Source organism: Nocardia sp. NPDC052316 (genome assembly GCF_044547795.1).
Classification (GTDB): Bacteria; Actinomycetota; Actinomycetes; order Mycobacteriales; family Mycobacteriaceae; genus Nocardia.
Window position 1 is genome coordinate 788,423 of sequence record NZ_JBIUBB010000004.1, and the last position, 24,076, is coordinate 812,498.

At 67.0% G+C, this 24,076-nt stretch carries 20 protein-coding genes; 14 read left to right on the forward strand and 6 right to left on the reverse strand.

Annotation, left to right across the window (positions count from 1 at the left end):
* The first annotated feature begins 4 nt into the window (after nt 1-4).
* The 6 genes from ACIHA7_RS22045 to ACIHA7_RS22070 all read left to right on the forward strand — a co-directional run bounded on the left by ACIHA7_RS22045 (nt 5) and on the right by ACIHA7_RS22070 (nt 5,476).
* Nucleotides 5-841, forward strand: a complete 837-nt coding sequence (locus tag ACIHA7_RS22045; protein ID WP_397292580.1) for a class I SAM-dependent methyltransferase — start codon at nt 5-7, stop codon at nt 839-841.
* Nucleotides 838-2,652, forward strand: coding sequence for a choline/carnitine O-acyltransferase (locus ACIHA7_RS22050; protein ID WP_397292584.1), 1,815 nt, complete (start codon nt 838-840; stop codon nt 2,650-2,652). Before ACIHA7_RS22045 ends, ACIHA7_RS22050 begins: the two co-directional genes overlap by 4 nt.
* Before the next feature lie 171 nt (nt 2,653-2,823).
* Nucleotides 2,824-3,105, forward strand: coding sequence for a phosphoribosyl-ATP diphosphatase (locus ACIHA7_RS22055; protein WP_174412539.1), 282 nt, complete (start codon nt 2,824-2,826; stop codon nt 3,103-3,105).
* Between the two features lie 47 nt (nt 3,106-3,152).
* Nucleotides 3,153-4,004, forward strand: coding sequence for an ATP phosphoribosyltransferase (gene hisG / locus ACIHA7_RS22060; protein WP_397292588.1), 852 nt, complete (start codon nt 3,153-3,155; stop codon nt 4,002-4,004).
* Between the two features lie 126 nt (nt 4,005-4,130).
* On the forward strand, nt 4,131-4,265 hold the full coding sequence (locus tag ACIHA7_RS22065) for a hypothetical protein (protein WP_397292591.1): 135 nt from the start codon (nt 4,131-4,133) through the stop codon (nt 4,263-4,265).
* Nucleotides 4,265-5,476, forward strand: coding sequence for a YeiH family protein (locus ACIHA7_RS22070; RefSeq protein WP_397292594.1), 1,212 nt, complete (start codon nt 4,265-4,267; stop codon nt 5,474-5,476). The genes ACIHA7_RS22065 and ACIHA7_RS22070 overlap by 1 nt, the downstream gene beginning before the upstream one ends.
* Before the next feature lie 316 nt (nt 5,477-5,792).
* On the opposite strand, the gene ACIHA7_RS22075 is transcribed toward ACIHA7_RS22070, so the two are convergent.
* Nucleotides 5,793-6,704 (reverse strand): RecB family exonuclease, encoded by a 912-nt coding sequence (locus tag ACIHA7_RS22075; protein ID WP_397292597.1) that lies wholly within the window; start codon nt 6,702-6,704, stop codon nt 5,793-5,795.
* A 68-nt stretch (nt 6,705-6,772) separates the two neighbouring features.
* Here ACIHA7_RS22075 and ACIHA7_RS22080 point away from each other — a divergent pair, with 68 nt between their 5' ends.
* Complete coding sequence (locus ACIHA7_RS22080; protein WP_397292600.1) at nt 6,773-7,606, forward strand: tRNA (adenine-N1)-methyltransferase; 834 nt, start codon at nt 6,773-6,775, stop codon at nt 7,604-7,606.
* 49 nt (nt 7,607-7,655) lie between these two features.
* Here ACIHA7_RS22080 and ACIHA7_RS22085 read toward each other — a convergent pair whose 3' ends face one another.
* Entirely contained in the window at nt 7,656-8,072 is a 417-nt protein-coding gene (locus ACIHA7_RS22085; protein ID WP_397292602.1) for a hypothetical protein, read from the reverse strand.
* Between the two features lie 293 nt (nt 8,073-8,365).
* On the opposite strand from ACIHA7_RS22085, the gene arc reads away from it, so the two are divergent.
* The 4 genes from arc to ACIHA7_RS22105 all read left to right on the forward strand — a co-directional run bounded on the left by arc (nt 8,366) and on the right by ACIHA7_RS22105 (nt 13,869).
* On the forward strand, nt 8,366-10,126 hold the full coding sequence (gene arc, locus ACIHA7_RS22090; protein ID WP_135231828.1) for a proteasome ATPase: 1,761 nt from the start codon (nt 8,366-8,368) through the stop codon (nt 10,124-10,126).
* A gap of 295 nt (nt 10,127-10,421) precedes the next feature.
* Nucleotides 10,422-11,666: a carboxylesterase/lipase family protein gene (locus ACIHA7_RS22095; RefSeq protein ID WP_397292605.1), complete on the forward strand. Its 1,245-nt coding sequence runs from the start codon at nt 10,422-10,424 to the stop codon at nt 11,664-11,666.
* 54 nt (nt 11,667-11,720) lie between these two features.
* A complete protein-coding gene (locus tag ACIHA7_RS22100; RefSeq protein ID WP_397292607.1) occupies nt 11,721-12,356 on the forward strand; it encodes a TetR/AcrR family transcriptional regulator in 636 nt (211 codons plus the stop codon).
* Nucleotides 12,349-13,869 carry an ArnT family glycosyltransferase gene (locus ACIHA7_RS22105; protein WP_397292609.1) on the forward strand — a complete coding sequence of 507 codons (1,521 nt, stop codon included), beginning with the start codon at nt 12,349-12,351 and terminating at the stop codon, nt 13,867-13,869. The genes ACIHA7_RS22100 and ACIHA7_RS22105 overlap by 8 nt, the downstream gene beginning before the upstream one ends.
* Before the next feature lie 34 nt (nt 13,870-13,903).
* Here ACIHA7_RS22105 and ACIHA7_RS22110 read toward each other — a convergent pair whose 3' ends face one another.
* Nucleotides 13,904-14,986 (reverse strand): hypothetical protein, encoded by a 1,083-nt coding sequence (locus ACIHA7_RS22110; protein WP_397292612.1) that lies wholly within the window; start codon nt 14,984-14,986, stop codon nt 13,904-13,906.
* Nucleotides 14,987-15,008: 22 nt separating this feature from the next.
* Entirely contained in the window at nt 15,009-17,051 is a 2,043-nt protein-coding gene (locus ACIHA7_RS22115) for a hypothetical protein (protein ID WP_397292614.1), read from the reverse strand.
* A gap of 759 nt (nt 17,052-17,810) precedes the next feature.
* Between ACIHA7_RS22115 and ACIHA7_RS22120 the strand changes: the two genes are divergently transcribed.
* The gene (locus ACIHA7_RS22120) at nt 17,811-18,554 is read left to right on the forward strand and encodes a class I SAM-dependent methyltransferase (RefSeq protein ID WP_397292617.1); all 744 of its coding nucleotides are present in this window, start codon (nt 17,811-17,813) and stop codon (nt 18,552-18,554) included.
* Between the two features lie 430 nt (nt 18,555-18,984).
* Complete coding sequence (locus ACIHA7_RS22125; RefSeq protein WP_397293123.1) at nt 18,985-20,730, forward strand: CocE/NonD family hydrolase; 1,746 nt, start codon at nt 18,985-18,987, stop codon at nt 20,728-20,730.
* A 56-nt stretch (nt 20,731-20,786) separates the two neighbouring features.
* On the opposite strand, the gene ACIHA7_RS22130 is transcribed toward ACIHA7_RS22125, so the two are convergent.
* Complete coding sequence (locus ACIHA7_RS22130; protein WP_397292621.1) at nt 20,787-21,503, reverse strand: peptidylprolyl isomerase; 717 nt, start codon at nt 21,501-21,503, stop codon at nt 20,787-20,789.
* A 163-nt stretch (nt 21,504-21,666) separates the two neighbouring features.
* Entirely contained in the window at nt 21,667-23,106 is a 1,440-nt protein-coding gene (locus tag ACIHA7_RS22135) for a PLP-dependent aminotransferase family protein (RefSeq protein WP_397292625.1), read from the reverse strand.
* Nucleotides 23,107-23,228: 122 nt separating this feature from the next.
* Here ACIHA7_RS22135 and ACIHA7_RS22140 point away from each other — a divergent pair, with 122 nt between their 5' ends.
* Nucleotides 23,229-24,065 (forward strand): nitrilase-related carbon-nitrogen hydrolase, encoded by an 837-nt coding sequence (locus ACIHA7_RS22140; RefSeq protein ID WP_107657710.1) that lies wholly within the window; start codon nt 23,229-23,231, stop codon nt 24,063-24,065.
* Nucleotides 24,066-24,076: the final 11 nt, after the last annotated feature.

Here is a 24,076-nt window from a genome sequence, read left to right on the forward strand (position 1 = left end):
GACTGTGGCAGTGCCGTTACATACGACCGGGAAAGCCTCCTTCGACGATATCTACGACCGGCCCGATCCACGCGACTACTACGCCCGCATGTCCGATCTCGACTATCGCATCCCGGAACTGGCGAAACCCGTTTTCCAGCAGCAGATCCGGGAGTTCCGCGCCTCTGCCCGGGTGACCACGCCCACCGTGCTCGACCTCGGCTGCTCCTACGGCGTCAACGCGGCACTGTTGCGCTTCGACACCACCATGCGCGAGCTCGCCGAGCATTACCGCACCGCGACGGGCGATCGCGCGGCCCTCATCGCCCGCGACCGCGCGACGCTCGGCGCCGGGACCGGTCTCACCGATGTCCGCTTCCTCGGCATGGACGCCTCCGCGCCTGCCCTCGCCTACGCGCAGGAGAGTGGCCTGCTGCACGACACCGTGCACGCCGACCTCGAGTCCGGCGAACCGACCGACGAGCAGCGCGCGGTGCTCGCCTCCGCCGACCTCATCATCTCCACCGGCTGTATCGGCTACGTCACCGAGAAGACTCTGGCCCGCGTCGCCACCGCGCATCCGCGTCGGCGACCGTGGATGGCACACTTCGTGCTGCGCATGTTCGACTTCGCTCCGATCGCCGCGGAACTCGCCGCGCTCGGCTACCGGACCGAGCAGGCGCCCGGTCTGTTCCAGCAGCGCAGGTTCGCTTCCGCGACCGAGCAGACGCAGGTGTTGAACACCCTGTCCGCCAAGGGAATCGACACCGCCGACCGGGAAACCGACGGCTGGCTCTACGCCGGGCTCTACCTATCGCGACCGTTGCCCAAGCACCACGCCGACACCGAGGACCAGCATTGACCGAACGCACCTTCGCCGCCGACGACAGCCTGCCCAGGGTGCCCCTGCCCACGCTGGAGGACAGCTGCGGCCGCTTCCTGCAGTGGTGCGCGCCGCTGTTGACCGCGGACGAACTCGCCGCCACCGAGGCCGCCGTCGCCGACCTGCTGCGCCCCGACGGGCCAGGCCGCATGCTGCACGCGGCCCTCGCCGAGTACGACGCCACCCCGGGGGTGGGCAGCTGGCTGGACCTGTTCTGGCCGTCGCGATACCTGGGCAGGCGCGACCGCATCGCCCTGAACGCCAACTTCTTCTTCCTCTTCCGCGACGACACAACGCTGGCCACCTCCACGGCCGCGACCCAGGTGGATCGGGCAGCCGGAATCATCTCCGCCGCAGTCGATTACAAGCTCTCGCTGGACGCCGAGGCGATCCCGCCGGTGTTGCAGCGCGGGCAGGCGCTGTCGATGTGGCAGAACAAGTATCTGTTCTCCGAGACCCGCATCCCCGGCGAAACCCAGGACAGCGTCCGGGTGCCGTACAGCGAGGAGTGGCCGGGCCCGTCGGACGCCAAGCATGTAATGGTCTTCTTCCGGGGCAGCATCTTCCGGATGGACGTGATCGGACCGGACGGCGCGCCGCACTCGCTGGAGGATCTGGCCTGCGGGCTGCGCGAGGTGCTCAAGGCCGGTGCCCGTTCGACCCGAACCGACTCGGCCGTCGGACATCTCACCACCAAGGCGCGCGCCGAATGGGCGGCGAGCAGGCAGGCGTTGCTCGCCGAACCGGCCAACGCCACGGCGCTGGACACCATCGAGACCGCGCTGTTCTGCGTCTGCCTGGAGGATTTCGCGCCGCGCGACGAGCTGCACGCGTGTGATCAGCTGCTGCACGGCGACAGCGCCAACCGCTGGTTCGACAAGGCGGTGTCGTTCATCGTCTTCGAGGACGGCCAGGCCGGTATCAATGTCGAGCATTGCGGGCTGGACGGCACCACCATCCTGTCCTTCGTGGACGCCATGCTGGAGGTGCCCGCGCAGGAGCACGCCGCCCGATCCGGGGCGCAGGCGCAAGGGCTGCCCGCCGTAGAGCCGGTCGATTTCGTGCTGGACGCCGCGCAGCGCAACGACATCATCGCCGCCGGCGCCGACTTCGCGCGGTACGCGGCCGAAAATGCCACGCAGACGGTCTCTTTCGAGGACTTCGGCACCACGCGGGCCAAGCAGCTCGGCATCTCGCCGGATGCCTTCGCGCAGTTGAGTTATCAGCTCGCGCATCGGCGCAGCAAGGGAATCACCGGCGCGACATACGAATCCATCGCCACCCGGCAGTATCGCAACGGCCGCACCGAGGCCATGCGGGTGATCACCCCGGAGATGGTGGCGTTCGTTGATGCGATGGGCGACCCCGCGGTCGACCGTGCGACCCGGCTCGCCGCCGCGCGCACCGCGGCCGCCGCGCACGTCGCCCGCGCCAAGGAGTGCCAGGCGGGCGCCGCGCCCGAACAGCATCTGTGGGAACTGCAGTGGATCCAGCGCCGCCGCGGCGCCGAGCTCGGCGTCACCGAGCCGATTGCGCTCTACGACAGCCCCGGCTGGCTGATCATGCGCGACGACTACCTGAGCACCAGCTCGGCGCCGTCGGTCAATATCCGCTACTTCGGCTTCGGCTCGACCAGTCCCCGCTGCATCGGCGTCGCCTACGTCCTGCTGCCGGACCGCTGGAATCTCTACCTGGCCACCCCGACCACCGTCGCCGACGAGATGCACGCCTTCGCCGACCACCTCCGCACCGCGGTCGCCGACCTGGAGGCGCTGCTCGCGGAGAGTTGATCCGACGGAGCTTCGCATCCGGTCGGCGGGCCGGATGCGGAGCTCCGGCTGTCCGTGATCTCGCGGCTGCGCGCACCGGTGTCGGCTGCCCCCGATCGGCGGTCCAGGTCGCGCCGCCTCGGGGCACGCCGGAAGCTGGGATGGGCCGGAGCAACGGTCCCGCACACCGGTCTGAAACAATGGCTCATCGTGAAGAACTTCGAAACCCTGTTCGCCGAGCTGCAGGATCGTGCGGTCACCCGCCCCGAGGGGTCCGGAACCGTGGCCGCGCTGGACGCCGGCGTGCATAGCCAGGGTAAGAAGGTGCTCGAGGAGGCCGGCGAGGTGTGGCTGGCGGCCGAGCACGAGAGCGACGAGTCGCTCGCCGAGGAGATTTCGCAGCTGCTGTACTGGGTTCAGGTGCTGATGGTGGGTCGTGGATTGAAGCTGGAAGACGTGTACCGACATCTGTGACGGGTGCGTCTTACTCGTAGTTTCTCCTCCCGAAAGGACTTCCTGCCATGCTGCGCGTCGCAGTCCCCAATAAAGGCGCCCTGTCCGAAGCCGCCACCGCCATCCTGGTCGAGGCCGGCTACCGCAGGCGCACCGATCCGCGCGATCTGACCGTGCTCGACCCGGCGAACCAGGTCGAATTCTTCTTCCTGCGGCCCAAGGACATCGCCATCTACGTCGGGTCCGGTGAGCTCGACCTCGGCATCACCGGCCGCGACCTGGCGCTCGACTCGGGCGCGCCGGTCAGCGAGCGGATCGGCCTCGGCTTCGGCCGCTCCAGCTTCCGCTACGCCGCACCGGCCGGGCAGGCGTGGCAGGTCGAGGACCTCTACGACAAGCGCATCGCCACCTCCTACCCGAACCTGGTGCTCAACGATCTGCAGCGCCGCGGCATCGAGGCCGAGGTGATCCGCCTGGACGGCGCGGTGGAGATCTCGATCCAGCTCGGCGTCGCCGACGCCATCGCCGACGTGGTCGGCTCGGGGCGCACCCTGCGCCAGCACAACCTGGTGGCCTTCGGTGAGTCGCTGTGCGACTCGGAGGGCGTGCTGATCGAACGCAGCGGCTCCGACCAGCAGGAGCGAGCCCGCAACCAGCTCATCGCGCGCATCCAGGGCGTCGTGTTCGGCCAGCAGTACATCATGCTGGACTACGACTGCCCGAAGGAGCTGCTCGAGCAGGCGGTCAAGATCACGCCGGGGCTGGAGTCGCCGACGGTGTCCCCGCTGGCCGACGACAACTGGGTCGCGATCCGCGCCATGGTGCCGCGCAAGCAGGGCAACGAGGTGATGGACCAGCTGGCCGAACTCGGCGCGAAAGCCATCCTGGCCTTCGATATTCGCTCCTGCCGGGCCTTCTGAGTCGGATTATCGCCGACTGTTTTGTCTGGTATGCGTGAATAATTCACGCTGAACGCAACCGGTGTGCCAGGTGAGCGGGTGTTGCTACCGTGCGGCCTCTCGATGAGGAACGCAAGGAGCACACCCGTGGCACAGAGATCGCCCGAGCAACGTTCGGGAACCACATTCGCCTGGAACGAGGACTGGCTAGCGGCGATCGTCGGGCTGACGCTGATCGCTTTGGTTCTCCTCGGCGCGATTCCGGATTGGCTGGTGCCGTGATGCCGGGTCCTGAAGCGCGCGAGGACGATACGGCCGAAGGTAGTGTGGCGACCGAGTCGGTCACCGAAACCGGAACGAGCGCTGATACTTCCGGGCCCGTGAAGTCCGAAACAGCAGCATTACAAGCAGTTTCGAGGCCGACCGTCGGCGCGGTCGTGGCGGGCATCGCGGTCGTCGTCGTGCTGGGCGCACTGACCCGCTACTTCGACACGCACGTGCCGCAGTGGGCGGCCGACACACCGCTCGAGCGGGTGGCCAAATCGATCGAGTTCCCGGTGTACGCCATCGCGATCGGCCTGCTCGGCAATGTCATCCTCACCAAACTCGCGCTGCGCGACCGGCTTTCGGCCGGTTTCCGGACCGAGTTCTTCATCAAGACCGGCGTGGTGCTGCTCGGTGCCTCCATCAATCTGAAGATCCTGGTGACCGCGGCGGGACCGTCGATCCTGCAGACGCTGCTGCTGATCACGGCGGTGTTCGGGTTCACCTGGTGGCTGGGCGGCAGGCTCGGGCTCGACGACAAGCTGCGGGCGCTGCTGGCCTCGGCGGTGTCCATCTGCGGCGTCAGCGCGGCGATCGCGGCGGCCGGCGCGGTACAGGCCAAACGGGAGCAGATCGCCTACGCGGCGTCGCTGGTGATCATCTTCGCGCTACCGTCGATCTTCGTCTTGCCTTGGCTCGCCGAGGTTCTCGGACTGTCCGACGCGGTCGCGGGCGCCTGGATCGGCGGCAATATCGACACGACGGCGGCGGTCGCGGCCTCGGGTGCCATCGCGGGGGAGAAGGCGCTGCAGATCGCCACCATCGTGAAGACCACGCAGAACGCGCTGATCGGGATCGTCGCGATCGCGTTGACCGCGTACTTCACTCTGAGGGTGGAGCACACGGCCGGTGCGGTGCGGCCCTCGGCGCGGCAGTTCTGGGCGCGGTTCCCGAAGTTCGTGCTCGGTTTCATCGCGGCGTCGGTGATCGGGACGCTGTATCTACAGTCGGTCGACAAGAAGGTGGGTGCCGCACACATCGCCATCGTCAACGATCTGCGCACCTGGTTCCTGATCCTCGCCTTCGTCTCCATCGGGCTGGAGTTCTCGCTGCGCGGGCTGCGCGAGGCGGGCTGGCGGCCGATCGTCGTCTTCGGCTCCGCCGTCGTGGTGAACCTCGCTGTCGGCCTGGGCCTTTCGGTGCTGCTGTTCCGCGACTTCACCCTCTGAGTCGCAGCCGCACACAAAATCGCCTGCCGCACACAAAATCGCCCGCCGTGCACGAGAGCGCCCGCCGTGCACGAGAGCTCCCGCCGTGCACGAGAGCTCCCGCCGTGCACGAGATCACCTGGCGCGTACGAGATCACCTGGCGTGCACGGGATCGCCTGGCGTGCACGGGATCGTCTGGCGTGCACGGCGTTGCCCGGCGCGTGCGGGATCGTCTGGCGCGTAAGGCGTTGCCTGCCGCGCACGGAAGCGCCCACAGTTTCACGTGTGGGGCGGGAATCCCTGCGCGGCGGGCCGAGGCCGACAATGCGGCGGTCGCTACTCGGCGACGGCGTCCGCCAACGTCTCGTCCGGCGACTCGGTCGTCCCACCGGTGGGCCAACCCGGGTACGGCGGCGGCGTGCCACCGAACTCGGGGCAGAGCGGCTTGTAGTCGCAGTACGCGCAGAGCCACCCGCGGTTCGGCTGGAAATCCCCGGTGCGCCCGGCGTCCAGGATCGCCTCCCACAGCGCGGATAGCGTGCGTTCGAAGCGCAGCAGTTCTTCCTCGTCGGGCGCGTAGGTGAGGATCTGTTCGTCGGCCAGGTAGATCAGGCGCAGCTGGGTGGGCACGATGCCGCGGGTGCGCAGCACGACCAGGGCGTAGAACTTCAGCTGGAACAGCGCCCTGGTCTCCTGGGTCGGCCCGGGGGCGCGGCCGGTCTTGTAGTCGACCACCCGCAGCTGCCCGGTCGGCGCGACGTCGATCCGATCCACGAAGCCGCGCAACAGAACTCCGTCGTCGAGCTCGACCTCCACCCGCGCCTCCCTGGATTCCGGGTCGAAGCGGGTCGGATCCTCCAGCCGGTAGTAGGTCTGCACCAGCGTGCGCACCTCGCCGAGGAAGCCGTCCAGCTCGGCGTCGGTGATCAACTCGGTCACCTCGGGCCACTCGGCCGCCACCCGCGCCCAGCTGGGCACGATCAGGCTCTCGGCCCGGCTCGGCTGCCGCTGCGCCGCGGGCAGCCCGTACAGGTCCTCCAGCACCGCGTGCACCAGCGTGCCGCGCAGCGCGTTCCTGCTCGGCGGTTCGGGGATCCGGTCGATCGCCCGGAACCGGTACTTCAGCGGGCACTGTTTGAAATCCATTGCCCGCGAAGGCGACAGCGCGGGGCGCGACCGACTCGCCGCCGCACCGGGATCGGACGCCGCGGCGCCGTCGGTAGGGGGCGTGGACACGGGCGAGCTCATACCTGGCAGGCTATCCGGCGGCACCGACATGCAGGTGCGCGACTATTCACCAGCACGAACGGAGATTCATGACGGCCAGACGGACCGGTCCCTTCACCCTCGGTGACCGGGTACAGCTGACCGATGCCAAGGGACGCCTGTACACGGTGGTCTTGGAGGAGGGCAAGGAATTCCACACCCACCGCGGCGGCATCAAGCACGACAGCCTGATCGGCGCCGACGAGGGTTCGGTGGTGACCTCCACCAATGGCACCCCGTATCTGGCCTTGCGCCCGTTGCTGATCGACTACGTCTTATCGATGCCGCGCGGTGCCGCGGTCATCTACCCGAAGGATGCCGCGCAGATCGTGCACGAGGGCGACATGTTCCCCGGCGCGCGGGTGCTGGAGGCAGGCGCGGGCTCCGGCGCGCTGACGTGTTCGCTGTTGCGCGCCGTCGGGCCGCAGGGCGAGGTGATTTCCTACGAAATTCGCCAGGACCATGCTGACCATGCCATCCGCAATGTCGAAACCTTCTATGGCGAACGTCCGGCTAACTGGTCGCTGACGGTGGGCGATGTCGCCGACTTCGCGGGCGAGCCGGTGGATCGGGCGGTGCTCGACATGCTCGCGCCGTGGGATGCGCTGCCCGCCGTTGCCAAGGCGCTCGTGCCCGGTGGCGTGCTGATCATCTATGTTGCGACGGTGACGCAGCTGTCGAAAGTCGTGGAGGCGCTGCGCGAACAGGAATGCTGGACCGAACCCCGCTCCTGGGAGTCGATCGTGCGTGGCTGGCATGTGGTCGGCCTGGCGGTGCGCCCCGAACACCGGATGCAGGGCCATACGGCCTTCCTGGTGAGCGCACGCAAGCTTGCCGAGGGCACGGTGACCCCCAAGCCGCAGCGCAGGCCCTCCAAGGGCTGACAGCGCGACCGAGGGTGTCCGCACCTCACCCTCGGTCGGCCGCGGCGGGTCAGGCGGGTACGCAGGGCGCCTGCGCGAAGCCGAGCATCAGGCAGCCGCTCGCGTCCGAGAGCTTCCAGGTACCGCCGACGTTCTCCCAGGTGAGGGGCATCGGGGGCAGGGCGCCGTGCGGCGAGGTGATGGTCACCTGCGCGGTGGCGGTGTTGCCCTGTGTTGTGATATCTGCCACTGCGTAGGTCAGTGTGTAGCCTGCCAGGCCCTTGTTCATCTGATCGATGTTGGCCGTGCGCTTTTCGCCGTCGACGATGAGCTTGGTCTTCTCCGAGGTGGGTACCGCGGGATCGGACAATGTGACGAGCACCGCCTGCAGTGTCTCGGGACTCGGCGCCGCCGCGGTCCCGGTCGCCGCGGCACTGCTCGAGGTAATAGAGCTGGAGCTCGAGGCCACAACGCTGGAGGAAGACACTTTGGCATCGGATTTGTTGTCATCGGAACTACAGCCCGCCAGTCCGACGGTAACGGCGAGCGCGGCAGTAGCGGTAGCAACAGAAACGCGGAGAATCCTGGCGGGAAGGAGCATATTCAGCAACCTTTCGGCTCGGTCGGCGAGCGGGCTCACCGAGTGCGGGTTAGGGCAGGCTAACATGGTCGTCCGGCTGTCGATCGCAGCCCAGATGTGATCACGACGAAACCATGTCGGAAAGCGAGAACGGTTCGCGCCCGGTAGCGTTGATAGACCGGGACTGGGAGGAGCAGCACATGAGCCCCATCGAGAATTCGGATTCGGCGGCCTGGAGAGAGCTCGAGGCGGTACGCGCCGAAGCGGCTGCGCTCCGTAGGCAACTCGCCGATTCGCCGGATCGTGCACGGGAATTGGAAGCCCGCATCGATTCGCTGACGATTCGCAACACCAAGCTGATGGACACGCTCAAAGAGGCGCGCCAGCAGCTCATCGCCCTGCGTGAGGAAGTCGATCGGCTCGGCCAGCCGCCGAGTGGATACGGAATTCTGATCGGTGTCTATGACGATCAGACCGTAGACGTGTTCACCTCGGGCCGGAAGATGCGGTTGACGTGTTCACCGAACATCGAGACCTCGACCCTCGAATACGGTCAAACCGTCCGCCTCAACGAGGCGCTCACGGTGGTCGAGGCCGGCATCTACGACGCGGTCGGCGAGATCGGCACCCTGCGGGAGATCCTCGACGACGGCCGCCGCGCCCTCGTGGTCGGTCATGCCGACGAGGAGCGGGTGGTCTGGCTGGCGGGTCCGCTTGCCAAGGTCGCCGAGTACGACGACATGGAGGATCCCGACTCCCCGATTCGCAAACTGCGCCCCGGTGACTCCCTCCTGGTCGACACCAAGGCGGGCTTCGCGTTCGAGCGCATCCCCAAGGCCGAGGTCGAAGACCTTGTGCTGGAAGAGGTTCCGGACGTCGACTACACCGACATCGGTGGCCTCGGCAGGCAGATCGAGCAGATCCGCGACGCGGTGGAGCTGCCCTTCCTGCACAAGGATCTGTTCCGCGAGTACGCGCTGCGCCCACCCAAGGGTGTGCTGCTCTACGGTCCGCCCGGCTGCGGTAAGACGCTCATCGCCAAGGCGGTGGCGAACTCGCTGGCCAAGAAGATCGCCGAGGCGCGCGGTGAGGATGCCAAGGAAGCCAAGTCGTTCTTCCTGAACATCAAGGGTCCCGAGCTGCTCAACAAGTTCGTGGGCGAGACCGAGCGCCACATTCGGATCATCTTCCAGCGGGCGCGCGAGAAGGCGTCCGAGGGTACGCCGGTGATCGTGTTCTTCGACGAGATGGACTCCATCTTCCGCACCCGTGGTTCGGGCGTGTCCTCCGATGTGGAGACCACGGTCGTGCCGCAGCTGCTGTCGGAGATCGACGGTGTCGAGGGCCTCGAGAACGTCATCGTGATCGGTGCCTCCAACCGCGAGGACATGATCGACCCCGCGATCCTGCGGCCGGGCCGCCTGGACGTGAAGATCAAGATCGAGCGGCCGGATGCGGAATCGGCACAGGACATCTTCTCGAAGTACCTCACCGAGACACTGCCCCTGCACGCCGACGATCTCGCCGAGTTCGGCGGCGACAAGGCCCTGTGCGTCCGCGCGATGATCGAACGGGTCGTCGACCGGATGTACGCCGAGAGCGAGGACAACCGCTTCCTGGAGGTCACCTACGCCAACGGTGACAAGGAAGTCCTGTACTTCAAGGACTTCAACTCCGGCGCCATGATCCAGAACATCGTGGACCGCTCCAAGAAGTACGCCATCAAGTCCGTCCTCGACACCGGCAACCCCGGCCTGCGTATCCAGCATCTCTACGATTCGATCCAGGACGAGTTCTCCGAGAACGAGGACCTGCCCAACACCACGAATCCCGATGACTGGGCTCGCATCTCGGGTAAGAAGGGCGAGCGGATCGTCTACATCCGCACGTTGGTCACCGGTAAGAACGCCAGCGCGAGCAGGGCGATCGATACCGAGTCCAATACGGGTCAGTACCTGTAAGTTTCAGTGCCGAAGGCCGCGCTTCCGTTGGGAGCGCGGCCTTTTGGTTTGCCGGGGGTATCGGATCCGGTCGAGCACGCCCCTGATCGATGGTGGGCGCATCTCCGCTCCGTCGTGCGCTGGTCGTCGAGGATCCGACGAACGGGACATGGTCGTCGTCGAACCCGGTGTGCCGCCGCCACTATGCCCCGTCGATCATGGCGGAATCCGTTTGGCTCAGGCCGGGGTGTGGCGGATTTCGGTGTGGTGGGGGAACAGGGCGGCTGGAAGGCGGGATCGGGGGCAGACTCGGGGTATGAGTAGCGAGATCAACTTGTCGACCGTTGTCGAGACGACCGCGGGGGCGGTGCGTGGCGTTGTCGAGGGGGCGGTGACGGCTTATCGGGGTATTCCGTACGCACGGGCTGAGCGATTCGGGCGGCCGGAGCCGGTGGCGCCATGGACGCAGGTGCGGGACGCGACCGAATTCGGTCCGGCGGCACCGCAATTGGCGTCGCGGCTGGAGCGGGTGATGGGGTCCTTCGAGGTGGCGCATGCCGAGGATTGTCTGTCGTTGAATGTGTGGGCGCCGCCGGGGGAGGGGCATCCGGTGCTCGTTTTCCTGCACGGCGGCGGATTCTCCAGTGGGGCGGGCAGTCTCGGCTGGTACGACGGGGGCGAGGTGGCCGCGCTGGGGGACGTTGTCGTGGTGACGATCAACTATCGGCTGGGTGCGCTCGGGTTCCTGCGGTTGCCGGGGGTCAGTGACGGAAATCTGGGGCTGCGCGATCAAATCGCGGCGCTGACCTGGGTGCGCGACAATATCGCCGCTTTCGGCGGTGATCCGGCGCGGGTCACCGCTTCGGGCCAGTCGGCGGGTGCGATTTCGCTGGTGGCGATGCTGTCGGGGAAGCAGGCGGACGGGCTGTTCCAGCAGGCCATCTTGCAGAGCCCACCGCTCGGGATGCTGCCCGCGACGCCGGACGCGGCCGAGTGGGTCGGCGCGAAGTTCTTGCGGGAGTTGGGGATCGACGCCGAGCAGCTCGGCGAGGTGCCGGTGGCGGCGTTGCTTGCCGCGCAGTCGGCTGTGGCGAAAGGCGGCGAGGGGCAGGTGGTGCCGCCGTTCCAGTTGGTGGCGGATGAAGAGTTGGTGGCCGCCGATCTGGTGCGCGCGGTGGGCGAGCGGGACCTGCGGATGCTGCTCGGCACGACGCGAGATGAGGTGGCGGCGTTCTTCTCCGACGACTGGGACGCCGTCGCGACGGTCTCCGAGCAGATCTTCGGCGCGCCGACCCGGCAGTTGGGCGAGTCGCTCAACGCGGGTGGTGGTGCCGCCTGGTTGTTCGAGTTCGAGTGGCAGCCGGCGGACAGCCCGTTCCGTGCGTGCCACTGCCTCGAACTGCCGTTCTTGCTCGGTAGCGCGGCAGCTTGGCAGCACGCGCCGATGCTGCGAGGCGAGCGTCCGCAGTCGTTGGTCGACGAGATGCGCGGCAGTTGGCTCGCTTTCGTCCGGGACGGCGATCCGGGGTGGGAGCGCGTGGATATCCGGCACTTCGGCTGACCGAGTGCTGGGTTGATCGAGCGCCCGGCTGGCCGATCGTGCTAATATCTGGCCGTGCGGTCAGAAAATGGTCAAGTCGGCCAGCGAAAGTCGTTCATCGAGGAGGCGCGGCGGCGACAGATCATCGCGTCCGCGGTGGAGGTGATCTCCGAGGTCGGGTACGGCAATGCGTCGCTGGCGCGGATCGCCGAGCATGCCGGGATCTCCAAGGGGGTCATCTCCTACCACTTCGCCGGGAAAGACGATCTGATGACGCAGCTGGTCGTCCAGCTGTATCTGTCGGCGGGTGAGTACATCGGGCCGCAGGTCGCGGCGGCGACCGGGCCACGAAACATGTTGCTGGCCTACATCGCCTCGAATCTGGACTTCATCGAGGCGAACAAGAACTACGTCTCGGCCCTCACCGAGGTGGTGCTGAACCTGCGTGACGCGGACGGCAGGCCGAAGTTCGCCTCGGCCGACGGTGAGCAGAAGATCATCGAGCCGCTGATCGAGGTCATGCGGGAAGGCCAGCGCGCCGGGGAGTTCGGTGATTTCGATCCGGTGGCGATGGCGAAGTCCATCCGCGACGCGATCGACGGCGCGGCAGGGCGGGCGATCAAGGAGCCGGACTTCGACATGGGCGGGTTTTCGACCCATATGTGCCGGTTGTTCGATGTGGCGACACGAAAGGCGGGGGAAGATGACTGACACTGCGACAACCTCGGTGCGGCAACTGGATACGCTCGAGCAACGGCCGTTCGCGCTCGCCGGAGTAGGTGCCGTCGCATTCCTCTCGGCGATCGCTTTGCTGGCCTGCACCGGTCGGTACGGCTTCTTCGGCGACGAGCTGTACTTCATCTCCGCAGGTCGCAGGCTCTCCTTCGGGTACGCCGATCAGGGCCCGCTGGTGCCCGCGATCGCCCGACTGATGGACCTGCTCGCGCCGGGATCGCTGGTAGCGCAGCGTATTCCGGCGTTGCTGGTCACGGTGGCGGCGGTGGTCATCAGTGCGCAGATAGCCAGGGAGTTCGGCGGCGGCCAGCGCGCGCAGATCCTGACCGCCATCGCTTATGCGTCTTCGCCATTCCTGTTGGTGCAGGGAACCCAGTTGGCCACCAACACCATCGACACCGCGCTGTGGGTGTTGATCAGCTGGCTGCTCGTCCGCTGGGTGCGCACGCGGCGGGACGCACTGCTGCTGTGGGCTTCCCTGGCCACCGCCCTGGATATGCAGGTCAAATGGTTGATTCCGTTCTTCTGGGCCGCGGTCGCGATCGGCGTGCTGTGCTACGGCCCGCGTGATCTGCTCCGCCGCCCCGCGCTGTGGGCGGGTGCGGCCCTGGTGGTGCTTGTGACGTTGCCGAGCCTGATCTGGCAGGCCGGTCACGGCTGGCCACAGTTGCGGCTCGGCGCGGTGATCGCCGCCGAACAGGCCACCATCGGCGGCCGCTACACCTGGCTGCCGCTGGCGATCGCCTCCGCCGGGATCCTCGGCGGCCTGCTGCTGATCTACGGCATCGTGACGCTGTTCCGTTGGGAACCGTTGCGCCGGTATCGATTCCTCGCCCCGTTGCCGCTGCTGCTCGCCGTGGCCTTCATCGCCACCGACGGCAGACCGTACTACGCGGCGGGCTGCTACGCCGTGATCTTCGCCGCGGGCGCGGTCCGCTGGGCCGAGCGCACAAGCCGCCTGCGCACCATCGTCACGGTCGTGCTTGCCGTCGTATCCGTTGCCCTCGCAGTCTTTACGCTGCCGTGGCGACCCGAATCCGATTACACGCCGGCCGAGAACGAGGCCCAGGCCGGGCTGTCGATCGGCGTGTACGGCAAGTTCGGCTGGCCCGAACTCGCCGCTGCCACTGCGGCCGCCTACCGATCCCTGCCCGAAGCCGACCGCGCCCGCACGGTCATCATCACCGACTCCTACTGGCAGGCAAGCGCACTCGACGTCTTCCGCTCCGAATACGACCTCCCCGCCGCCTACAGCCCGAACCGCGGTTTCGGCTACTTCGGCACTCCACCCGACTCCGCCACCACCGTCCTCTGGGTGGGCGACAACGCCTCCGACATCCGCCCCCTCTTCGCCTCGGTAACCCCCATCGGCCGCGCCGACACCCCCCTCGGCTTCCCCGGCGCCACCCGCGACGTCACCATCTGGCGCTGCGACGGTCCCCGCCACCCCTGGTCCCAAACCTGGCCTGACCTACTCCGTTTGGACTGAGCGTCGGCGATGACGGCGCTGCGACAAGCTCCGGCTACCGGCGGTCGTCGGCGAGGAATTCGGTTCGCAGTCGCTGGATCAGGTCGCGGTAGTTTCTGCCGAAGGTAGCGGCGGTGTGCCGGACAGCTTCGAAGGCAGCTCGGGTGGGGTCGAGGTCCTCGATCGCGAAGATGTATGCGGTGATCGCCTTGTGCTGCGCTATCCGTTCGGGCTCGCCGTCGGGGCCGGGGATGATGGTCAGCGCGATGCGCGGGTCGGTATCGAGACGGTGCCAGGCGAGGGAGAGGTTGACCAGGTCCGGTGGTGGTGTGCGGCCGCTGTCGATGGCGTCCAACGCGTCGCGGAAATCGGCGTGCTCGGTGAGCCCGGCGCGTTCGAATGCGCAACGCGCACACCAGCGTACGAGTTCGCGTTGCCGCTGTGCGGAGAGGGCGTCGATCTCGTCCACCAGGTCCCGGTCGAGGTCGGCGACCGCGGCTGCGGATTCCCTGAGGTCGGCGTCGGTGCCGATGCGTCCGGTGGGTGGGCGCCCGCCCCACTGGTTGCGGCGGGCGTAGAGGGCGTGGGCTTCGGGACTGTTCGCGCCTACCTTGATCGGTCGCCCGTCGGAGCCGGTCGCATAGATATGGTCGTAGTCGATAACGGGAACCTGTTTGGCCGGCGGGTCATAGGCGGTGTCGGTTTTGCGCAGCGTGGTGACTGTCGCGACCGGATCACTGGTCGCGGTCACCGTGAGCAGATAGGTTTCGGTGGGCTCGGCCACCTCCAGATCCCAATGATCGTCTCGGCCGCGCGCATGCACCCGTATCCGGTATCGCCCAGCCGGGACGACGGTGAACTCCGCGCTCAGTTCACCGTCGAGGCTCATCACCCGCAGCTCGGTGCCGGTGTCGATGACGGTTTCCTCCACCGTGTCCCAGTCCTCCAGCCTCGGCACAAGGCCGGTGCGGTCGACGATGAGAGTGGCGGGACCGTAAGCGATTCCGGTGAGCACCGTGACGAACCCGGGGCCGGTCCAGATCAAACTTCCTCCGGCAGTCGTGTCGGTGGTGTCCGCGTCGGCTGCGGCCAGCAGGAACTGGTGGTGATCGACCCGAACGGCCCCGGTTTCGGTCATAGAACTAGCTCTCCTCGCGTGATCATGAACCCTTCACATAGAAGGCTTCGCCGTCGTGGACCCGGTTCTTCACATAGAACCAGCTCAGAATCCCACCACCCCGCAGATTGTCACGGCCCGGCATCATGCACATGCTGATTCCCGCAGCGTCGTAGAAGGACACGGGTATCGTCCTACGATTCACCCAGCCTGGCATGGTCTGTTCGCATGGGCTGTTGCTGTAGGTGCGAGCGGGCCCGTTGGCGCCGCCTCCCTGCTTGGTGGAGGCGAAGGGATATTCGTCGCATTGCTGTCCTGATGGTCGCGGCCCGGGAACCCGGTTGCAGGAGATGTTGCGGTTGTTCTGGATGGTGGCGGCGTCGGTGGTGCGGGTCAGGGGGGTCCCGTTGGGTTTGCCCGGAAGTCCGCTGGACTGGGCATAGCCGATGTGACCGGCATGCGCAGCCACGCCACGAGTGGTGAGGTCCAGGATCGGCTGGGCCGCTGGCACGACACAGCCGGCCTTGTCCCGGAAGCCGGTTACATGATCGCAGCGCACGACGGGAAACACCCCGGTCGGGGCGTTGTAGGTCGGAGGTTTAGCGCCGTCGTGTTTGAAGGTGAACACCCCATTGAGCGTGCTGTTGATGATCGCACCGGGGGTCAAGGCGACGGTGGCGGTGTAGTCCATGATGTAGTCCTGAGTAGTGACCACCTCGATATCGTGGAAGCCGTAATTCCCGCCGAGCGAACAACTTCCGCCGGACAGACAGAGGATTGCACCGTCATAGCGCGCCTGAGTCGCGGCGCCGAAGGCGTGCAGGATGTGGATGGCCGAGCGCCCCTGCCACGTCGGGCTGTTCCAAGCGGTACGTAACTCGTGTTCTTGCACATACTGGATCTCCCCGATCCGGCTGCCGTCGCGTTTGCTGTAAAGGTAGGCGACATCCCGTCGCCACATGCACTGATACTTGCGGTCGCCGGCCCACTGCCGTTCGGGCAAATCGTTGCAGTAGGGCTGCAGCGCCGTCTGCCAGGTGTCCCCGGTCCGCGCGGAGTTCCCTTCCTGCGCCCCTGCGCAGAAGCCCAGTTCGCCCTCCGGCGCGGCGGGGTCACCGGAGACGGCGCCGCAGTCGGGTAGGTGATTGCTCGCGCGTTCTGCGCTCGGCGGCGCGGACAGTGGGTCGGGTTGCGGTACATCCAAATGTGCCGGGCCGGTGACGCGGATACGCTCGTCATCCCCGCAGTCGTTGCAGTTGTTCTCGTCGATGTAGTCCTCTTGCCAGTCGACGTCCTCACCCTCGACCGCCGAGGTCGGCCAGCCGATCGTGCCGAACTGGAAATCCTGGTCGAACGCCTGCCCACGCTTGCGTTGATCAGAAACCGGATACCCGTATGGACCTCGTTCGTAGTTCGTCCAGGACCATTTCGTCAAAATGCCACCCGATACCGGATGTACCCCACCGCTGGGTGACCAGAAGATGACGCCGCGCTCGAACCGGTTGAATCGCCCGACTCCATCCGGAGTCCCGGTTTCATCACTGATGGGATAACCCAGATAGCCGCCCTCCCAGCCGGTCTCGCCCCACTTGTCACGGATCGCTCCCGCGACGTAGTAGGCCTCGTTGAGTTTCCAGTAGATGGTGCCGCCCTGGAAGTACTGGCGGCGGCCGATGTTGTCGGGGTTGACGATCTCGTCGGAGGTCGGGTAGCCGAGCACGCCGCCTTCCCAGCCGTTGCGTTGCCAGGCGGCGAAGAAGTGGTTGGCTACCGGGTGTGCGCCGCCGGCCGGCGACCAGTAGATGGGCCCGTTCTGGAAGGTGGAACGTTTGCCGACGCCGTCGGGGTTGGTCAGCTCGTTGGAGGTGGGGAACAGCAGGAAGCTGTTCGGTCCACCCAACTCGTTGTACTTGTCACGGATCGCGCCGCACACCTCGTACGGTGCCGGCCAGTACACCTGACATCCGTCTGGGGCCGACGCCGAACGCTGTGGCGGACGCGCCGCGACTGTGGCTTCCATCGTCTCGGCCCTGTCGGCCTGCTCCTTGGTGAATCCACCGGGGATGTCCTGGCAGTCCGAACGCATCCGGCCCGGCACCACACTCGACTGGGGACTTCGGGTCGGTTTCCACTTTTCGGGAGCCCGGGAGCGAGCACCCGGAGCGCACACGGGACCTGACGGCGCGGTGGTCGTCGCCGGCGGCGCGGTCGGTTGCGGGGGCGAAGACGACTGTGTAGCAGGGGTTGTCGGCGTTGGCGTCTTGCTGGACTGCGACGGCGGTGGGGCCGAACCGGTGGGTGCCACCGGCGGGGTGCTAGGTGCTGTTGTCACCGACGCCGGTGGCGGCACGCTCGTTGTCGGCTCTGCGGCCGCGATTTGAGCTCCGGCCGCGATCAACAGCGCTGTGATACCTATCAGGCCGGTCCGCAGTGAAACCCGACGCCAGGCACGTTGCCGCCTCGACGTCGACACCGATGAATGTTTCATCCTCGCCCCCCTGTATCCAATTGCCAGTTCATTGCTGACCTACGATCAGGGTGTCACGCGTTTCTGTTTCCGTCATCGGTGAGCGCAACTGGGGAACCCCAGTGGACCCTTCGAGTACAAGCTGCCGTTTGCGGTGGCACACCCCCAGCGCCCCAGCATGATTCGTCACTGTCTATTTTCGGCGGCATGGATACGTCGTTCGATGATCGGCCATCGAGGGCGTCATGGTCCCGAACTGGCCCGACCTACTCCGCTTGGACTGAACCGTCGGCGCGGGGGCGAAACCGCACGATCTCGCCGCTCGTGAACCAGGAAAACTGGTCGCGGCGGGTCGCTCGTTTCTGCGACCCTTCGATCATGGTCGACAAGGTGTTCACCGATACTCGGCTCGCCGCGCTGTATGACAGGTTCAGCCCGGAGGGCGCACGGGAGGACTTCCGGTTCTACCTGCCGCTGGTTATGGCCGCGTTCTCGGTCCTGGACGTGGGCTGCGGAACGGGAGCGCTCCTGCGCCGCGCCCGCGTGGAGGGTCATACCGGTCGGCTGTGCGGTGTGGATCCCGCGCCGGGCATGCTCGAAGTGGCGCGGACGCACGATGATATCGAGTGGGTGCTCGGGGACGCGAGCGCGCTGTGCGGCCGGGATGATCGATTCGATCTGGTGGTGATGACCGGGCATGCGTTCCAAGTGCTGCTGGGTGACGACGAACTCCGGTCCACGCTGGCCGTGCTCGCCGCGACACTGACCGATACCGGTCGCTTCGTCTTCGAAACGCGCAATCCGCTTGCGCGGGAATGGGAGTCGTGGCATCGGCGATACTCGGGTGCGGTGTCGGATGAGACGGGTGCGGTGGTGCGGTGCGTCTGTCACGTCACCGAACCGGTCGAGGGTGACCTCGTCTCGTTCACCCACACGTTCACCAGCGACGGATGGGCCTGGCCCGAGGTCAGCCACAGCACGCTCCGATTCCTCGACGCGCCCACTCTCGCTACCTTCCTGTCCGGCGCGGGGCTGGTCGTCGCCGAACAGTTCGGCGACTGGGATCGCAGCCCGCTGACGCCGACCAGCCCAGAGATCATCACCGTCGCCAGCCGCGCGTGAGGCTGCCGGGTGCGTCAGTTGACTTGTCAGCAAAGCCGACGCCGCACAGGCCTGGGAAATGCTGTGTGGCAACGATATTCACCCGGTCGGCGACGTTCCGTCGCGGAAACGCAATCGTAGGACGTTTGGTACTGGATCTTGATAGCATCGGCTCGACGGAGGCGTTCTCACTGTTGAGGGGCACGCGTCGAGTGTCCGGTCGGCGCCTCACGGGAGGTGTATCCGGGTGTCCGGTCACGGTATTGGCGTCGGGCGGTTGCTGACCGCGCTGGTGTGCGTAGGGGTTTTGGTCGGGGGGTGCACGTCGGGCTCGGACAGCGATGATCCGGCGACTACACAGACGGGGGCGCCGGGACAGGCGGGGGCCTGGCCGCCCAACACGGGGCGGGGAAAATGCGCCGTCGACAAGGAAACCGATGTGCCGGGGGCGATGCGGGACGGGACGATCTTGCGGGCGGATGTGTATCGCCCGCAGACCAGCGATCCGGTGCCGGTGATCCTGATGCGGACGCAGTACGGGAAATCCTATGCGCAAGTGAGCTCTTCGCGCTATCAGACGCCGGACTGGTTCGCCTCGCACTGCTATCTCGTGGTGATCCAAGACATTCGAGGCGTCGGGAAGTCGGACGGGACGTTCACCGAGTTCGACAACGACCTGCGCGACGGATACGACAGCGTCGAGTGGGCGGCCCAATTGCCCGGCACCAACGGCAAAGTGGGCATGTACGGGTCGTCCTACATCGGTGCGACGCAGTGGCTCGCCGCCGTCGAGACGCCGCCGCACCTGGCCGCCATCGTGCCCGCCAACACCTCCTCGGACTACTACGACGGCTGGACCTATGAGGGCGGGCAGTTCCGCCTCGGCTTCGTCGAACCGTGGGCGGTGAGCACGATCGGCCTGGCCGCCGCCGAGCAGCGCAAGGACACCGCCGCGATCGAGCAGATCCGCGCGGCCATGGACAACGCCACCCAGTGGATGAATTTCCGTCCGTACAAGGATTTTCCGCCGCTGCAACCGGGTAATCCGGCGGTCGCACCCTGGTATTTCGACTGGATCCGCAACTCGACCTACAACGACTACTGGAAGAAGTGGAGCATCCGCGAGCGCTACCAGAACGTGAAGGTGCCGGTGCTGAACATGGAGGGCTGGTACGACTCGTTCCTGGCCGGTGGCATCGAGAACTTCACCGGCATGGTCGACAAGGGTGGCACGCCGGAGGCGCGACAGAACCAGCGGCTGGTCATCGGCCCGTGGGACCACGTCGGGTGGGGGCGGCCGACGTCGAACATCGCGCCGCTGCTCGATCAGCTCGGACCGGTGGGCAACAGCCCGATCAACGAGCTGATGCTCGCCTGGTACGACCACTTCCTCAAGGGCGTGGACAACGGCGTCGCGGGCACGCCACGGGTCGACTACTACGTGATGGGCGCCAACCGGTGGAAGTCGGCACCGAGCTGGCCGCTGCCGCAAACCCAATGGAAGACTTACTATTTCAGCGGTGACGGCGAGAACGGTTCGTCCGGTCGCACCGGCAAACTGGTCGAGCAGGCGCCGACCGGACCGGCCGAAGGCGATCGCTACCTCTACGACCCGACCGATCCGGCGCCCAGTGTGGGCGGGCACTCCTGCTGCGGCGTCGGCAATACGCCGCAGGGGCCGTTCGATCAGGCCGCGGTGGAACAGCGGACCGACGTGCTCACCTACGACACCGCCCCGCTGGACACCGCCACCGAGATCACCGGGCCGATCACGGTGAAGCTCTGGGCCTCCTCGACCGCGCCCGACACCGATTTCGTTGCGCGCCTGGAGGTGCTCGGACCGGACGGCTCCTCGGTGAACCTCAACAACGGCATCATCCGCGCCGCCTTCCGTGACTCGCTCACCGACCCCACGCCGATCGTGCCGGGCAGGCCCTACGAGTTCACCATCAAGATCTGGCCGACCAGTTACCAATTCAAGGCAGGCGACCGGATCCGCCTCGCCATCTCCAGCAGCGACTACCCCCAGTACGCACCGAACCCGAACACCGGCGAACCCTTCGGCGAAAGCACCCGCACCGAACTGGCCACCCAGACCATCTACAAGGACCCCGAACACCCGTCGTCGGTGGTCCTCCCGATCATCCCGGCAGGCAACGACGGCGCGACCACCTTCCCGCTCACTCCGCACAAGTAGCGGCGAGGGACATGACAATGGCGGCGTCCGAAGACGCCGCCATTTGTCGATGGGTGCTACTTCTTGGCGATCTCGACCTTGTTGAGGACGACATCATCGCGCGGAGCGCCGTCGGGCCCGCCGTCTCGGGTGCCCAGCGCGGCGACGGACTGGAGCACGTCCAGGCCGCCGCTGATGCGCCCGAACGGGGTGTAGCTCGGGGGCAGCTGGCTGTCCCGGTAGACCAGGAAGAACTGGCTGCCATTGGTGTTCGGGCCTGCGTTCGCCATGGCTACGGTGCCCGCCGGGTACTTGGCGTCGGTCAGATTCTCGTCCGGGATCTGATAGCCGGGGCCGCCGGTGCCGGTGGCCGTCGGGTCACCGCATTGCAGCACGTAGATGCCCTGGGTGGTGATCCGGTGGCACTTGGTGTGGTTGAAGTACTGCTCGTTGGACAGGAACGCGAACGAGTTGACCGTCTGCGGTGCCGCCGGATCGAGGTCGATCTGGATTGTCCCGCAGGTGGTGTCGAGCGTCGCGGCGTAGCTGGCGCCGGGCTCGGTGGCCGGTCCGGGCGCCGGGTAGGTGCGCGCGGTCACGGCGCCTTCCGCGGGCGCATTGCACTGGGCGGGCTGCTGGGTGCGCACGCTCCAGGTATCGGCCGAGACGCCGCCGGATGCGAACGCCGCCAGCGCCGCGGCGACCGCCGCGACGCCGACCACCCGCAGCACCCCGCGCGGTACCCCGAACCGCCACTTGTTGCTTAAATGCCGCCCCTGCACTTCGCTGCTCACCGCTAGGAATCTCCTTCATTCGGATTGCGCACCGGACGATGCCGTGCCGAATCATTGCATCTCGCCGCCGATAGCGTGCCGGGACCGCCTCGATCGCTGCCGAATTCACACGCCCCTGGGGGCCTCGCATAACCAGCAGGTTCTTCGCAAACCCGATGCATGTCTATGGGCTATGTGAAGGACCTCCGGCGCGGCGGACGCGGCGGTAGGTGGGTGCCGCGGTGGTGGCTGCCGCGAGTTCGGTGGCGAGCCAATCCAGGTCGACGTCGGTGAGCGCTGAGACGGTGATCCGGAGGTGATCGGTGGGTGGGTGGTCGCCGACGGTGAACGGCCCGCCTGGCGCCGTCTTGATGCCCGCCGCGGCGAGCGAGATCATGGCGGCGTTCTCGTCGGCGACCGGCAGCCAGAGATTGATGCCGTCCCCACGCGCGACGGCGACGCCCCGGCGCGCCAGAGCGCGACGGAGTTCCGTTGAGCGCCTGCGATATTCGCTACGTGCGGCGGTGACGGCCTGAATCGCCGTCGGGTCGTCGAGCATGCTCAGCAGGACGCGCTGGAGCAGCCTGCTGGTCCAGCCCGCGCCGAGCATGCGGCGTTCGATGACCGGGTCGAGCAGGTCCGCGGGTCCGCCCGCGACGGCCAAACGCAGGTCCGCGCCATGCGATTTGGAGTACGAGCGAATATGGACGGTGCGCTGCGGAAGTCGGCTGCCGAGAGAACGCAGTGCGGCGGCGGCGATTCCGGCGGAGTGATCGTCCTCGATGACGAGAGTGCCCGCGTCCCGCAGCATCTCGGCGAGTTCGCGGAGGCGGGCGGCGGTGAGTGAGACGCCGGTGGGGTTCTGGGCGCGCGGTTGCAGGATCAGCGCGGTGGCGCCGTGCACCGTGACGGCGCGGGCGAGTTCATCGGGCAGCAAACCGGATTCGTCCATCCGGACGGGAACGGGCCGGGCGCCGAGACCGGCGAGCAGGTCGAGAAACGGTGGGAAGCACGGGTCTTCGACCGCTACCGCGTCGCCGAGCCGGACGTGCGCGGACAGCAACCGGTCCACTGCGTCCAACGCGCCGTCGAGGACGGCGAGCCGTTCCGCGCGAAACGGCCAGTCCGCCCGGACTTTCGCGGCGAGCTCGGGCAACACCGCCTCGCCGAGATAGTCGGCGGCGAGGTCGCCGGCGCCGTCTGTGGTGAGGTCGCGCAGCGCGGCGCCCAGATCGGGCAGCAGTTCCGGGTCGGGTGTGCCACGGGACAGATCTATCCGGAACCCACTCGACGAGGGCGGGTGCAGCCGTTGGTAGCGGCCGACGGCGGTGCCGGACCCGTTGCCTGCGGCGGCGCCGACGAAGGTGCCTGCCCGGCCGCGCGCGACGATCGCGCCTGCGGCGGCGAGCGCCCGCCACGCCTGATTCACCGTCGCGGGCGAGACCTTCAATTCGCGGGCGACCTCGCGGACGGTGGGCAGCCGCGAGCCCGGTGTCAACGTCCCCGAACGGATCAGCCTGCCGACCGCCGCCGCGATCCCCGCGGGCGTCCGGTCGGCCAGGTCCGCGATGAACCGCCCCGACCCGTTCGTGGAGGCCGTAACCTCGCCGATTCGCTCGCTCACACCGTCATTCTGCGTCGGGGGCGTTGCCGGAACTACGACCAGGCTCGAGGTTTACGGCTACGAAACTGTTTCCGCAATCTTGTAACACAACCGAATTGGTTCGGCGTGAAGTATAACAAAGCATGGGAATCGTTCGAGCGGCGCTCGTCCAGACGAACTGGACCGGCGACAAAGAGTCCATGATCAAAGCGCATGAGGATTACGCCCGCCAGGCGGCCGCGCAGGGCGCGAAGGTGATCTGCTTCCAGGAGTTGTTCTACGGCCCGTACTTCTGCCAACTGCAGGACGCGAAGTTCTACGAGTACGCGGAGTCGGTGCCGGGTCCGACGACGGAGCGATTCGCCGCGCTGGCAAGGGAATTGGGCATGGTGATGGTCCTGCCCGTGTACGAGCAGGAGCAGCCGGGCCTGCTCTACAACACCGCGGCGGTGATCGACGCCGACGGCAGTTATCTCGGCAAGTACCGAAAACACCACATTCCGCACGTCAACGGCTTCTGGGAGAAATTCTACTTCCGGCCGGGCAATCTGGGCTGGCCGGTTTTCGACACCGCGGTCGGCAAGGTCGGCGTCTACATCTGTTACGACCGGCATTTCCCGGAGGGCTGGCGCGCGCTCGGCCTGGCGGGCGCGGAGATCGTGTTCAACCCGTCCGCGACCTCGCGTGGCCTGTCGGGCTATCTGTGGAAGCTTGAACAGCCGGCCTCCGCGGTGGCCAACGAGTACTACATCGGCGCGATCAACCGGGTCGGCATCGAGGAGTACGGCGACGACGACTTCTACGGAACCAGCTACTTCGTCGACCCCGAGGGCAAGTTCGTCGGCGAGGTCGCCTCGGACACCGATCCCGAGCTGGTGATCCGCGACCTCGATCTGGATCTGATCAAAGTGGTCCGCGACCGATGGGCCTTCTACCGTGACCGCAGGCCGGACGCCTACGGCCCGCTGGTAGCACCCTGAGCGCGGGGCGG